The sequence below is a fragment of the Shewanella sp. 125m-7 genome (assembly GCF_052977045.1).
Map to the genome: position 1 here is coordinate 18,996 of NZ_JBRILQ010000018.1, position 14,235 is coordinate 33,230.

General features: G+C 44.3%; 14 protein-coding genes. 5 read left to right on the forward strand and 9 right to left on the reverse strand.

The genetic code is table 11. From position 1 onward, the window contains the following. Positions 1 to 172: 172 nt before the first annotated feature. The 9 genes from ACVBIL_RS10280 to glnE all read right to left on the reverse strand — a co-directional run bounded on the left by ACVBIL_RS10280 (position 173) and on the right by glnE (position 8,904). Positions 173 to 685, reverse strand: a complete 513-nt coding sequence (locus ACVBIL_RS10280; RefSeq protein WP_447166889.1) for a DUF3592 domain-containing protein — start codon at positions 683 to 685, stop codon at positions 173 to 175. Continuing rightward, complete coding sequence (locus tag ACVBIL_RS10285) at positions 672 to 1,127, reverse strand: hypothetical protein (protein ID WP_447166890.1); 456 nt, start codon at positions 1,125 to 1,127, stop codon at positions 672 to 674. Before ACVBIL_RS10285 ends, ACVBIL_RS10280 begins: the two co-directional genes overlap by 14 nt. Positions 1,128 to 1,405: 278 nt before the next feature. Beyond that, positions 1,406 to 2,104, reverse strand: a complete 699-nt coding sequence (locus ACVBIL_RS10290) for a hypothetical protein (protein WP_447166891.1) — start codon at positions 2,102 to 2,104, stop codon at positions 1,406 to 1,408. A 240-nt stretch (positions 2,105 to 2,344) separates the two neighbouring features. Further along, on the reverse strand, positions 2,345 to 2,590 hold the full coding sequence (locus tag ACVBIL_RS10295; RefSeq protein WP_447166892.1) for a hypothetical protein: 246 nt from the start codon (positions 2,588 to 2,590) through the stop codon (positions 2,345 to 2,347). Positions 2,591 to 2,733: 143 nt separating this feature from the next. Then, positions 2,734 to 3,117 carry a hypothetical protein gene (locus tag ACVBIL_RS10300; RefSeq protein WP_447166893.1) on the reverse strand — a complete coding sequence of 128 codons (384 nt, stop codon included), beginning with the start codon at positions 3,115 to 3,117 and terminating at the stop codon, positions 2,734 to 2,736. A 107-nt stretch (positions 3,118 to 3,224) separates the two neighbouring features. After that, entirely contained in the window at positions 3,225 to 4,121 is an 897-nt protein-coding gene (locus tag ACVBIL_RS10305; RefSeq protein ID WP_447166894.1) for a hypothetical protein, read from the reverse strand. 408 nt (positions 4,122 to 4,529) lie between these two features. Next, positions 4,530 to 4,970: a hypothetical protein gene (locus tag ACVBIL_RS10310; RefSeq protein ID WP_447166895.1), complete on the reverse strand. Its 441-nt coding sequence runs from the start codon at positions 4,968 to 4,970 to the stop codon at positions 4,530 to 4,532. 197 nt (positions 4,971 to 5,167) lie between these two features. After that, complete coding sequence (locus tag ACVBIL_RS10315; protein WP_447166896.1) at positions 5,168 to 5,860, reverse strand: DUF4347 domain-containing protein; 693 nt, start codon at positions 5,858 to 5,860, stop codon at positions 5,168 to 5,170. A 179-nt stretch (positions 5,861 to 6,039) separates the two neighbouring features. Next, positions 6,040 to 8,904 (reverse strand): bifunctional [glutamate--ammonia ligase]-adenylyl-L-tyrosine phosphorylase/[glutamate--ammonia-ligase] adenylyltransferase, encoded by a 2,865-nt coding sequence (gene glnE, locus ACVBIL_RS10320; protein ID WP_447166897.1) that lies wholly within the window; start codon positions 8,902 to 8,904, stop codon positions 6,040 to 6,042. A gap of 365 nt (positions 8,905 to 9,269) precedes the next feature. On the opposite strand from glnE, the gene ACVBIL_RS10325 reads away from it, so the two are divergent. The 5 genes from ACVBIL_RS10325 (at position 9,270) to ACVBIL_RS10345 (ending at position 14,234) form a co-directional block, all read left to right on the forward strand. Continuing rightward, the gene (locus tag ACVBIL_RS10325; protein ID WP_447166898.1) at positions 9,270 to 10,229 is read left to right on the forward strand and encodes a hypothetical protein; all 960 of its coding nucleotides are present in this window, start codon (positions 9,270 to 9,272) and stop codon (positions 10,227 to 10,229) included. 13 nt (positions 10,230 to 10,242) lie between these two features. After that, a complete protein-coding gene (locus ACVBIL_RS10330) occupies positions 10,243 to 11,142 on the forward strand; it encodes a DUF350 domain-containing protein (protein ID WP_447166899.1) in 900 nt (299 codons plus the stop codon). A gap of 157 nt (positions 11,143 to 11,299) precedes the next feature. Further along, entirely contained in the window at positions 11,300 to 13,027 is a 1,728-nt protein-coding gene (locus ACVBIL_RS10335) for a polyamine aminopropyltransferase (protein WP_447166900.1), read from the forward strand. A gap of 91 nt (positions 13,028 to 13,118) precedes the next feature. Beyond that, positions 13,119 to 13,532 (forward strand): YjfI family protein, encoded by a 414-nt coding sequence (locus ACVBIL_RS10340; protein WP_447159392.1) that lies wholly within the window; start codon positions 13,119 to 13,121, stop codon positions 13,530 to 13,532. A gap of 12 nt (positions 13,533 to 13,544) precedes the next feature. Continuing rightward, the gene (locus ACVBIL_RS10345) at positions 13,545 to 14,234 is read left to right on the forward strand and encodes a PspA/IM30 family protein (RefSeq protein ID WP_447166901.1); all 690 of its coding nucleotides are present in this window, start codon (positions 13,545 to 13,547) and stop codon (positions 14,232 to 14,234) included. The last annotated feature ends 1 nt before the right edge of the window (position 14,235 follow it).

The following is a 14,235-nucleotide window of genomic DNA, read 5'->3' on the forward strand; positions in this document are numbered from 1 at the left end:
ACTTCGGCAGTTTCGATAGGGAATAGATGTTTTCTGGGAACTAAATAATCTTATTTAGTTTTGAATTATGGCTAAAACAAACAGATTCAGTTTGCACCACATTAACTCTTAAATTAACTCTTACTCTGACCCAACGTTCCTTGACCCAACTATCCTAAAAAGGGATCAGAGTTTACACATTGCGAACGATAAAGCTGTCAGCGGCTGAGGTCATTTGCAGATACATCACATAACAGACGGGTATTAATATCAAAGAGAACACCGCCAAAATCACAATTATAAACAGATGCATTGTTGGCTTGATAACAGCTGTATTGGGGTTGCTGGGGTTGTAGTGCACTTGGATCTTTTTGCCACGAGGAAACTCTGCCACCAAGGTTTCGGCCTCCTCCAAAGAATAACCAGGGATGGCACCTGTGATGTCGGTCTTATTACTCTTGTGGTAAATTTTACCGTCAACAGCATAGAAATACTCGATAGCAACCTCGTAATGAGAATCGGCGCTGCTTCTTTCATGATAGCGCTCAATGCTCCAACAATTCACCACCACTCCTTTAGCCGTAGGCCAATTAAAAGATGCATGAAACTGATGCACGACATACGTTGCCAGACCCACAGCAAAAGAGAACAGAATAAACATAAACCACATTAAATTTGAAACCTGCGACAACTTAAACCGCTTCACTATTATTCACCTCAATATCCTCACGACTACTCTTATAAATAGCCATAAAAACTCGATAGCCTTTCACTAGTCTAATCAATGGCCATAGCGTGCCAATAATCAGCAATAGCGCCCCCAGAAAACCAAAGCCAAGCAGGTAGCCAAACTCTTCAGCTCCGGTTCCAGAAAACAGCCCTCCATAATTAAATCTACTGGCCACCACAAACGAGGCTAAGGCCGCTAAATGCAGTCCAAGGTAAATCCCTATCGACTGTAATAGATTCAAATAGCCTTGCTTTAAAATGGGGGAGGTAACGCGGTGCCAGCAAAATCCAGCCCAGCTAAGCAAGACGACCCACAGAGTCGCGGCAGGCAGCCAAATCCAGCAGAGCAGATAAATTATAGCCACTGCAAGGTAGCTGCTGCGCAACTGTGTTAGTGCGGAGCACTTTGATAAGTCCATTAGAAATCCTTATTTACAGCGACTTTAGCCAATAAAGGTTTAAGACTAAAACGACTCTAGACAGTCGTACTGTAATACATCTTGGTTTTTTCTCTGATATTAGGCCTTGCTCTCTAAGGTATCCCTAAGGCAATACAATCAAGCTTCGCTTGATAAAGGTCGTGAGCTTCCAGCTCACACTCGGGCATGCTAAAACATAAGCCACCCATGCTAAATCAACAAGGGAGGGTAAAAAATATGCCATCAACGTTAGGTGTCACGACAGGACGACATTATTGCTAAATGTCACAGGCTTTTGATTCGTAGGTTAAGGGGGGAAACTCACTGTGTTGTAATAGATAGACGACTTCCCACGGAGTTTTATCGGTTTGCCTGAATGTTTCGGCATAGTACATATGACTTTCAGCCAGCGCCTTGGGGGCCGGTGGTGTGTCTATCCATTTTGACCCAGTGATGTTATTGAATTGATAATTGAAAGGCAAGTGCAACGGACTACGCAATGAAAATTTGGCGCTGTAGCCGGCATCGCGGTGTTTTTCTGTTATCCAGACGCGCACGTAAAAGCCCGGCGCGGTATCCCAGGTTCCCTGAATAGGGTATTCCCAATCCCGGTCTTGTGTTACCTCCACTGACGCGATTTGTGGATGGTCCTGCAATACATCATTAAGACTGGTGTGTGGGTCAATACCGAATGCAGACAGTTCCTCTATAATCATTTGATAGTGTGCCTGCCCACCGCCCTCTTCTATTTGTTGGCTTGAGAGTTGATGACTGTTGTAGATCATGTCCGCCATACTCATGTTCATTACGACTCTGGCCGGTGAGTTAATGTAATAGAGGGCAGCATAGGCCAGTGCAGCCAGAAGCGTGATTGAGCTGAAGCGTTTCCAGTTTATCCTGCCCAGAGCGCGTTTGAGTTTGCTTTTAAACAGGTTTTGGGTTTTGCGCTTAGAGAAGGGTGTGGGTTTTCGCAACATTCAGGATACCGACATTAGGCGTTTTGGCTTATTCAGCCGAATGTCACGCAGCGTAAAGGGATATTGGAGCTGGAGCAAGTCAAATGTTTGATCAGGATACACTTTTGCTTATACTGACTCACCCAAGGCGTGGTTAAAACATAAGCTAAAACATAAGCTAAAACATAAGCCACCCATGCTAAATCAACAATAAGTGGCGGGCCAAAAACATGCTATTAACAATGGATGTCATTTTTGGGGCTAACTTATAACAGCCTTTATCCCCCAGCCCAAGCCAAACAGCACAGACATAAAAATGCCTTGAATAGGAAGGGATGAGAAAAGTACCTTCCAATAGATCCCTCTAGACTTTGCCATATCAGCCTTCCCCGCAGGGAAATGCAAACCTATAAAAGCAGCGGCTATAGAAGCAGGGATAAGCATCCAGAAGGTAACTTGTATGTAACCACAAACAATAACCGCAATAATTAGAAATGTTCCAAGCATATAATCGTCCCCTCACTGTTCGATAAATTTACTTTGACTGATTATCCAAAAAAGTAGAGACCATATTAATCATTTGATTTTTAATGGGTAAACCTCCCTACCTTCCAGTTACAAAGTGCTATTTGTTGATAACGAATATTGCATCAATATTTGCTAGTCCAGTACTTGAGTCGCTTTTCAGGGCTTTCTAACAACTCTACGCACAAGTCAGAATATTTCTCGATTAAAATTGCCGAGTTTGACCAGTTACCATCTAACTCCTTATGCATTTCTTTGTAAGCTAATTTGACTCTTGCTTCTGATACTTTTTCATTTGAAAGTTCAGAAGCAAATCGAAAGGAATTGATACTAGATTGCTTATATAAACTTCCATCTTGCCCACTAGAAACCAAGGCTTGAGACATCAATAAAAAATAAGAAGAGCAGCTAGAAAAATCTGAAGCTAGATTAGTCTGAACTCTTTCCATGTCAGAGCTAAGCGAGCTAAAACTAAAAAAAGGTAAAATCAAAAAAAGTAAATACTTCATTACATTCCTTATTAATATAACGCCAGCCCAACTCTCAAAGCTTCTCGTGACTTATTTCTGCGAAACGCAGAATGGGGGCATAATCGGAGGTAAAATCCAGGTATTTGTTAAGCATTTATTGCTAATTTATCTTGTAAATCAGAGCTATTACTACTCATAAGCTCCTGCTTAGTTATCACCCTAACTAGATCTTTACCTTTTCTACCTAAAACCTCATCCTTCAACCTCTGAAGTATTTGATTATATGTATCTTCTTCATGTGCATCAGAATCAATTACTATGAGTAATAATGTATTCGGTAGTCTATTCGTAATTTGGGAATAAACGCTTTTGGCATAGATATTTTTCAAGTATGCCTCTCGGACCCAACCAAAGTTGAATCCTTTCCTTATATATTTCACTTCCACTATGTAGTCTTTAGTTAGCATATGTTTCCCAGTAAGTAGAATATCTAATTCCACACCTGCAATCATTTTATTATGGCTAACTTCATACTTATTCTTGTACACATCCAAGAATTTTGAATAAACAAGATCTTCAACTTTTGAATACTCTCGTCTAAAAGAATTGATGAGGTGGCCCCCTGAATATGACGCCTCACTAGCTTTTAGCTCTTCATACTCTACAGTTTCTTTCTCTTCAATTTCATCTATTGTTGCATCACGAAGAGACTGTTTCTTTATTTCAACATCGAGTCTTGTTTGCTCATCGATATGAACTTGATTCCTATGCCAATTTTTTAGTCCGATCCAGATAAAAGTAAAGCCTGCAATAGACCCAATTAAAGAAAACCATGGAATAAAGTCAATTATGTATGAGACAGTATTTTGCCTTTTCGTAACAACAGCCTTAGCAATCTCAGAAAGTGCATTTATTTCAGTAGCTGGTCTGAATAGATCAAAGGGCTCCTTTAAAAATAGCCAGGGCGCCATTATCGATATAGTGATTAATACCACGCCCATAGAGACTGTAAATTTATATAAGTCTCCAAATTCAAATTTCATTCTCGAACCTTCTAATACATAACATTTAATATGCGGTAAGCGCCTTTTGTGGAAGATCAACTCTAAACGCGTACATAGCATTATTTATTAAAAATCGATTAATAACAATGCATTATATTACCCTGTTAAAATTCACAGAAAACACCGATTCCCCATCGGAGTTGCCGAAGTCATTGAAGACAAATCGCGTGAGCGAGTCATGGATGACGAGATAGCCTTAGGTAAGCCAGGGATGGCGAATATGAGGCGATAGCTATTTTCGAAAATGAGTGAGGATCAACAACTTCGTCGGGGCGGCTCGGGAGATGCAAGAGGGGGTAGCTGTTGACCCCTTCTTGCCCGTGTGTGGGATGGAATCCCACGACGTTTATCAAGCGCAGCTTGGTAAAAACCAGTTTTAGACAACGTCTAAATAAACATGGCAATCATGCCACCAACCGTAGCAGCCGCCTTAACATATTGGCCTGCCGAATATGATGGGTCACCGTTCTCATCAATCTCTTCTGGGTGATCGAGACCTAACGCGCCAAATACAAATGACTCAAAATCTCCATCTTCATCAGCTTCGGCTTTTACAGCGTTAGCATCAGCGGCAGAACTATTCGCTTTGGCAACGCCTTGCTCTGTGGTGAGCTTATCTTGCGCAGCCGTTGATAATACCACTGTGGTGCTGGCGCCTGTATTTGGGAGCGGCTTAGCTAAGGCGCTAGCAGAAGCTGCATTGGCAGCGATATCTGGCACGTGACTGGCTGTGGCTTGCTGAGTAGCCGAATCAGCTGCAACGTTGGAGGTGATTTTAGCCCCTACATTGATACTTGTACTATTGACTACACCACTGATAGAACTCATCAAACCATCCTCTAATTAGTCCCTTATACTACATAGGGACATACTTGAGCTGATAGTAAGCAGTATTTCTATATCCGCAAAGCAGTATCTGCTCAAAATATGATACAAAACGTATCAAGACTAACTGCTTCATTAAACACTACATTAGGGCATAGGTTTTATTGAGAAACCCCGATGTCAATTCCGGCTGTTAAGCGCTAAAAGTCAAACTCGGCTCGTTGTACCCAAAGGGGCTCATAATGCTGGCCTTGCATATAAATTACGTCCACATTCAGCTGAGTCAGATTTTCAAATAAACCAATAAACTCGCCGCCACCATGGCTAACCGTCAAGTTAGTGGTGTACAAAGATAGCTGACTATCGTTAGCAAACTGCTTGGAAAAAGTGGCTAATGTTTGTTGATGTTCGAGTAAATAGTGTTGATCAATCCAGCGACCTCCCAAATAAATAGCCGAACTTGAAGCTTTGGCAATAATCGTCACATTGGAATAAAGCGGTTCACCGTATAACGCTTGGTTTATCTGCTCGAATGGCTCTTGGGATTCTTCAACAATTAGCAGATGCAACTCACCTCTAAAGTCCGCAAGCAATCTATCAACTTGCTCGACTGAGCGATCGAGAATAATTAAGCTTATCCTCTGCTCTGGCTCTATCGCTGCGATTACGTCATTAACAAATAAAAGCAAACACAGAAGCAATACCCAATACCAAGGCAGCTCACGAACAAAGCCCTGATTTGGCTTATTGTGTTTTCGACTGAGCTTTTGGATGTGTTTTCGACTGAGCTTTTGGCTGAGCTTGCGGCTGGAATGAATACCTTTGACGATATCCATTCCAGTAAGCTTGTCGATAAGACGACTATAACGGCTTGTTTGATTATGTGAGTTCATGGTGAGATCCTAACAATCGACTCAATAATCTAGTCAATGCATAGAACAAACCAAGTTAGTGATTCAGCATTAACTCAATCACTTACATTATCACTAACATTATTGCTAAATCCAATCAGGATTTTGTATGCAACTGAATCTTATTGTGCAACGCAATTTGCCTGCTGATTTGCGCTAAATCACAATACCGGCTCGCCTAGGATCTGCTGATAAATCGCTTCCACTCGCTCGATATGCGGCTGTAACGCTTCTACTGGCAGAACCGATTTTTTCTGTTGTAGTGTCAGCCTATGGCTTTCATCACGCAGGTAACAATACGCCTGAGTTAGCGCCTGTGCACTTGCAAAAGGCAGGAGTTCGAGCTCTGCTAGATCAGAGAAAATTCGCACGTTATCAGACCAAAAACATAAGCGCTTATGCTCACTGCTATCGGCTAACACCAGATACTGGGCGATAAACTCAATATCGGCGATACCACCACTACTCTGTTTAAGATCGAACATACCAGGCTCAACCTTGAGCAAGTGATCGCGCATCTTAAGGCGCATCTCTCGCACATCCTTAGCAAGCGATATTTTATCTCGCTTGCTTTGCAACACTTCGGCTCTTAGCGTGTTAAAGCGCATCGACAATGCATTATCACCAAACATAAAGCGCGCCCGCACCAGTGCTTGATGCTCCCATGTCCAGGCTTCGTGACGCTGATATTCACCAAAGTGTTCAATCTCGCTCACCAGTAAGCCTGACGCCCCTGACGGCCTAAGGCGCATATCTACCTCATAGAGTTCACCTGAGATAGTGCGAGTAGAGAACATGTGCAATATGCGTTGGGCAAGCTTTAGATAAAAATGACCAATATCAATCGGTCTATCGCCATTGGTTTGCCCTGCTTGGCTGCCGTTGTGTAAAAAGACCAGATCGAGATCGGAGCCATAACCTAGCTCAATACCACCGGCCTTACCATATCCGACAACCGCAAAGCCCATCTCATTGTCTTTTAGGTTATCCGGCACACCATGACGACTGCTAATTTGGCCCCATGCCTGATGTACCACTTGCTCGATAATCGCTTCCGCTAAGAAGGTTAAGTGATCGCTCACCTCCATCACTGGCAGCACGCCTGTCACGTCGGCGGCGGCTATCTTTAGCTGCTGCGATAACTTAAATTGGCGCAGTGCTTCCATCTGCTGCTCTAAATCATCTTCTGGCACTCGTAGTAAATATTGGCGCAACTCACTGCCATAATCATCTAATGATGTGGTGTCATACAGCTGGGCAGGATCAATCAGCTCATCGAGCAGCATTGGGAATTTAGCCAGCTGCTGTGCAATCCATGGGCTGGCACAACAAAGACTCACCAACTGCTGCCTTGCACCTGGATTTTCACATAAAAGCTCAAGATAAGTCGTGCGAGTTAAAATTTGATCGAGCACTTTTGACACAGGATCAAATGCCTTAGAAGGTTGCGCTAGATTAGTAAACTCACACAATAGCTTAGGCATGAGTTTATCTAAGGTTTCGCGCCCTCTTGGACCGATGGTGCGGCGCACCACGGTTTCGTGCCAGCGGTTAAGCAGCGGCCAGAGCTTTTCATCATCAATCCCCTGTTCTTCTAGAATAGACAGCGCATGTTCATCTTCATATGCGTTCCATAACTGCTGAGTCCAGGTCTCGTTTTGGTCCTCATGAAGATTCCCCCCCACCGTTTCTTGGAAGTGGCTGTGGATCTGTCTCATCGCCGTTTCAATCTGTTCCCGCAGATCCATTTCTGTATCGGCATTGAGGGCATAACATAAACGTTGCCAATCAAGGACTTCACTTGGCAATGTCTGGGTCTGCTCATCGTTTATTGCTTGCAATAGGTTTTCAACTCGGCGCAGTAACACATAGCTATTTTTAAGCTCATCAACCGCCAAATATTCCAACTGTCCTAATTGGTACAGGGTCTCAATGGCTGCAAATAAGCTTTGCTGGCGCAATGAGGGTTCGCGGCCACCGCGAATAAGCTGAAAGCTCTGCACCACGAATTCGACCTCTCGAATGCCACCAGCACCGAGCTTAATATTGTCGGTGAGCTTACGGCGACGGACCTCTTGGGTAATTAACCCCTTCATCTTGCGCAGCGACTCTATCGCTGAAAAATCTAAGTAACGGCGGTAAACAAATGGTCTGAGCAGATCATGTAACTCATCAGAATCAGCGGTCCATGGCCCAAGTGCACGCGCCTTAACCATGGCATAACGCTCCCAATCTCGACCCTGTTCTTGATAGTAATCTTCAAGGCCGCTAAAGCTCACCACTAAGGGGCCGCTTTCACCATAAGGGCGAAGGCGCATATCAACGCGATACACAAAACCATCAACGGTAACTTGGTGCAGCAAGTTGACTAAACGCTGCCCCATGCGAATAAAGAATTGCTGATTTTCGAGCGAGCGTCTGCCGCCAATGGTTTCGCCGTGCTCGGCAAAGGTAAAGATAAGGTCGATGTCAGAAGAGAAGTTAAGCTCACGACCACCGAGCTTTCCCATACCTAAGATGAGCAGTTTTTGCGGTTGACCTTGGCTATCGCTTGGGGTGCCCAGTTGCGTGCACATCTCGCGATATAGCCAGTCCCGCCCTGCAATCACTAGCGCCTCAGCAAGTGCTGACAGATCTAATAACGACTCTTGTAATTCACTGTAACCAAGAAAGTCTCGCCAGGCGATTCGCACCATCTGTCGGTTACGATATTGACGTAAAATACGTTTGGCTTGCTCTTCATCGGTAATAGGCTCAAGCAAGCTTGCCAATTCACCGTCGAATGTTTGACGCTCAATATTATGCAGTTCGCGCTCAAATAATACCGGGATCCAGTGCGAGTGGCGGCATAGCTGAGTTGCAATAAAGTCACTTAAGCCAAAAACCAGTTTTAGCTCTTGTTGTTGCTCATTGGTCAATGACGCCACTAACTCAGCGGCGTTATCTGTTAGTCTTTGCCAATATCGCTCTGCGGTCTCTGCCATTTGAGTGCTGACAAGCTTATTACTCTGTGTCGCCGTGCGCATAATAATCCCTAACAATTTTGAACATCGACATATTATGTCGATAATGATATAGATAGAGCGTAAACAAATGTGAGCAGTTTTGGTCGTGGATGTTGGTCAGTTGAGTAAATTTAATTACTCAAGGCCATGAAAGCAGGATCCGTGGTATTTTTATGCTCTAATAGGCAATACTATACTCAAGCGCTGATAATTACAGTAAGAGCAAATTATTTCTCTTGCGAATTCAATGTTTCAGCAACTGAAATATCTGTATGCTGGGTAATTATTAATCGCTATAAAGTATCATTAAGCATTATGGCAATGTGTCTTTGTTACCGTACGGCATTTGGCCACTAAAAAGTAACATATTAGAATTTGGAGAAACTATGGCAGGAATGCTAACCCGCGTTCTCACCGTCATACTGGCTCTCGCCCTCGTAGGATGTGGCGATGATAGACCAGAGCAAATTGCAAAGTATCAGCAGCTGACTCAGCAACGCCTCGATACTCTAAGCACTATGCTGAGCGACGGTCAGGTACGTAATGCTAATTTGCTAAAACAATACACTCAAGTATTGGAAAGGCAAAAGCCAGACTTAAGCCCTCTGCTCAATGAGCTTGCGATGGATGCCACTAACCGCGGCCCGATGTTTACCTCACTGACGCGGCGATTGACTGACGCGCAAAATCCGGCCAACTTTGTCGATCTCGATCAACAGCTTGCAGAAGTCGAGAACCTCTATCAAGCCGCGGACCCTAGCCTTTATAACGATATGCTATCCGATCCACTTAACGTGGTCGCTGATATGTCGGGCGGCACGCTCGCTCGAGTGAATTCCATTAGCCGCGAAGCCGCTGCGCTTGCCAATGGCGCCGAAGACTTTGGTGCAGGTAGCCAGCTAGTGGGCAACCCTTCCTACGGTAACTGGCAAACGGGCTCTAATGGCATGTCATTTTGGGCTTGGTATGGCATGTACTCTATGTTCTCCAACTTAACTCGCGGTCCAATAGGTTACGATCGTTGGTCAAGTCGCCGTAACTACAGCTATTACAATGATGTAGGACGCTACCGCTATACATCACCTAAACAAGCTCGCGCACAGACTCAAACTTATGAGCGTACAAAGAAGCAGTTTAGCTCTCAAGGCAAAAAGTTTGATAGCCCATATGCTAAATCGCGTACAGGCTCAACCAGTCTTTCGAGACAAAGTAGCAGTACCCCAAAAGCCAGTTCAACAGGACGCACTGCGAGCAGTAAGAGCAAGTTCCGCTCTAACTACTCTAAGGACAGCAGCTTCCGTAATTCCAGCAGTCGTACCACTCGCGGTGTTCGCCGAGGCAAATAATTAAGGAACTTTTATGACATTTTTAGAAAACTACGGCCTCACTCTCGATCTGATGATTATTCTATTCATCGATATCACTATCGCGGTGCTCCTATTAACATTAATGCGTTACCTGCAAGGCTGGACAGTTAAGGTAAATAGTCGCCACGAACTGGCTGAAAACGATAACTTTGCCTTTGGCATTAGTACCGCAGGTGCTGTGATGGCGCTGGGTATTGTGCTTACCGGTGCGATTACTGGTGAAGCCGCCGAGTCGTATTTAGTTGAAGCCATTGGCATGAGTGCTTATGGTTTATTTGGCTTAGTACTGATTAAACTCGGTCGTTTTTTGCATGACAAGATTGCACTCAATGATATAGATAAAAACGCCTTGATCCTCAAAGGTAATGTCTCAGTTGCGATTGTGGATGCAACCGCAGCTATTGCCACTGCGATTATTATTCGCTCGGTATTAATGTGGGCTGAAGACCTTACCATTTACACCTTTATTGCCATCTTTAGTGCCTTTGCGATTTCACAGCTAATGTTAGTGCTACTGACTCGTGGCCGTGAAAACCGCTACGCTAAGCGTAACCAAGGTGCATCGATGCAAAAAGCGATCGCCGAAGGGCATGTGGCATTGGCGATTCGTCATAGCGGCTATATGCTTGCCATGGCATTTAGTTTTAATGCTGCTAGCCACTTTATTATTTTTGACCCACATGCTTACGTGACAAACTTAATCGGCTGGCTGGTCTTCTCGGTAGTGATGCTACTGTCTCTATCACTGCTGATCACCTTGATTAAAAAGTTAGTGCTGGCCAACATAAATTTATGCGATGAAGTTGAAAAACAGCATAACATCGGCCTCGCTTTCGTCGAGATGGCCATTAGCGTTTCTATCGCGATTATCCTCGCTGCCTTGATGGCATAAGGGAGAGAAAGGGAGCGGTCGATACGCTCCCTTTTTATTAATGCCATTAACTTATATCCGATTGATGCAACTTCGAATGACCACCTCTAATATTCGTCATTTCAACTATATGCAGCCTCGAATAAACTATCTCTTATAAATAGCCAATAGACACCCAATGCAAACCGACTCAAGCAGCGCAACAACTTCAACACATAATCAAACTATAGAATCAGGCAAACTTGGCTGGTTCGACGATATCTTACTGCTCGGCATTATGGCCGTGCTTGCGGGCTGCGGCCTGATTTATGAATACCTATTATCACATTATGCCGGACGCATTCTAGGCGCGCTCGAAGCCGCTATTTACACCATGATTGGCCTAATGATTGTTTCTATGGGAGTCGGCGCTTTTGCCGCCCGTAAAATTCGCTGTGCCTTTACCGGTTTTGCCGTATTAGAACTGTGTGTTGCCCTGTGTGGCTCACTGGCGATTTTAATCACTGCTGCCGTTATCGGCTTTGGCCAGCAATTACCCTTAATCATTGCAGATACCTTAGGTCTACCGGCCGATCAGCTGCCCAACGGTGGCTTTATTGGCACTTTGCAAAAGCTCAGTGAATACTTGCCTTATGTGTGGGGGGTGTTACTCGGCCTGATGATCGGTATGGAGATCCCACTGATCGCTCGAGTACGCCAAGCCCTGTCTGAAGCGCACCTAATGCATAATGCAGGCACCATTTATGGTGCAGACTATGTGGGCGCCGGTATTGGTGCGGCTATCTGGGTTGGCTTTATGCTGGCTATCGATATCCAACTTGCCGCGGCCTTAACGGCAAGCTTTAATCTGCTAGCCGGTTTTATCTTTATCTGGCGCTTCTGGCATCAAATACGTCATGTAAAACTACTATTAGTGGGTCACTTTATCGCGACCGGCATTTTGGTATTGCTAGCCCTACACGGCCCTCAATGGGAACAGAACTTTAATAACCTGCTATACAAAGACAAGGTGGTTTATGCCAAGGCGACGCGCTTTCAACAACTGACCTTTACCGAGCGCTTACGTGGCAATGGCCTAGCACCGGTACATTCGCTTTATATCAATGGTCGACTACAGTTTTCGAGCAGCGATGAACATATCTACCACTCGTTTTTAGTCCACCCAACCATGGCTGCCAGCGCACGCCACGACAAGGTGTTAATTATCGGTGGCGGTGATGGCCTTGGTTTAACTCAAGTGCTGCAGTGGCAACCTCAGCAAGTCACCTTGATGGATCTAGACCACGAGTTGGTCAACCTTTTTAAACAACCATCGAGTGATATGCCTGATAATTTGAGTAAGGCATTATTGGCACTTAACCAGAATGCGCTTAACGATCCACGGGTAAGAATTATGTTTGAAGATGCTTTTAATGGTGTCGATAAGCTACTGGCGAAAGAGGAAAAGTTCGACGTCATTATTGTCGATCTGCCCGATCCTAGTCATCCGGATCTCAATAAGCTGTATTCCGATGCTTTCTATCTTAAGCTCAAGGAACTAATGAGCAATGACGCTGCCTTAACCATACAGTCAACGTCACCTTATCATGCGCCTAATGCCTTTATTTCTGTGGCTAATACCTTGGAGTTGGCGGGGTTTAATGTCGATCAGTATCATCATAACGTGCCCAGTTTTGGCGAATGGGGCTGGAGCATTGCCACCTTAGGCGGCAAAAGTGCCCGAGATAGACTAGAAGACGTACAGCAGTTACCGGTTAATGATCCTTGGTTAACCCCAGGTTTGATCCATGCGGCATTTGAGTTCCCTGGAAACTTTTACCAAAATAAGTCGCAAATTAAGCCCAATGTTTTAGGTTCAAGTCAGCTGTATCAATACCATCAGCAGGCTTGGTTAGAAAATCAGTAGAGTTTATTTTTGAATCGTAAAGATAGCGCTTGACATATTATGTCGTAATGCTATCTTTAATCACAGACATAATATGTCAATAAGGACAAATATGAATATCCACACCATTGCCAACCACCTAAATGAACTTGGCGACAATAGCCAAACTGGCTTTCAATTTGATTGTTACCCAATTGATGGCGACGTGGAAGTGTTACAAGTTAATGTTGTTGGCCGTGAAGAGATCCCGGTATTCGTATCGGTAACGGACAACCAAATCCTCTGCATCAGTTATTTATGGGGCGAGGATGAAGTGAATCAAGAGCGTCGTAGCGAAATGTTTGAGACCATGTTAGAGCTCAACATCCCAATGCCACTGTCATCGTTTGCTAAAATCGACGATAAGTATGTGGTTTACGGCGCGCTATCAGTACATTCAAGCATGCAAGAAATCGAGCAGGAACTCTCTGTTCTATCTGACAACTGTCTTGAAGTTATCGACGAACTCGTCGACTACCTTAAATAAAGGAGCCACATTATGGGCATTCTAAACAAAATTCTTACAGCCTTCCGTGGCGGTGCTACTGAAGTTGGCCAAGGCATCGTTGATGCAAACTCAACACGTATTTTTGAACAAGAAATTCGTGATGCCGAAAAACACCTAACTAAAGCTAAGCGCGACTTAACTGAAGTGATGGCAAAAGAGATGCAAGCAAGCCGTGAAGTTGACCGTCTAAAGCGCTCTGTTGCTGAACATGAAGGTTACGTGACTCAAGCACTTGAAAAAGGTAACGAGTCGCTAGCACTTGAAGTAGCAGAGAAAATTGCTGAGCTTGACCAAGAGCTTAACGATCAGCAAGCTGCGAATGCAAGCTTTAGCGCGCATGCTGCTCGCTTAAAAGAGCTTGTACGTAAGACTGAACGCCAATTAGCTGATTACCAACGTCAATTGACTATGGTTAAGACCACTGAAAGCGTACAAAAAGCCACAGCATCTATTACTGACTCATTTGCGGGTAGCAACTCAAAACTGCTTAACGCTAAAGATTCGCTAGAACGTATCAAGGCTCGTCAACAGTCATTTGATGACCGCCTAAAAGCGTCTGAGACTCTCGCTGAAGAAAACAGCGACAAAGCATTGCACGACAAACTAGCTGAGGCCGGTATTGGCGAGCAAAAGTCTAATGCTAACGCGGTACTTGATCGCATTAAAGCCCGTAAAGGCTAAA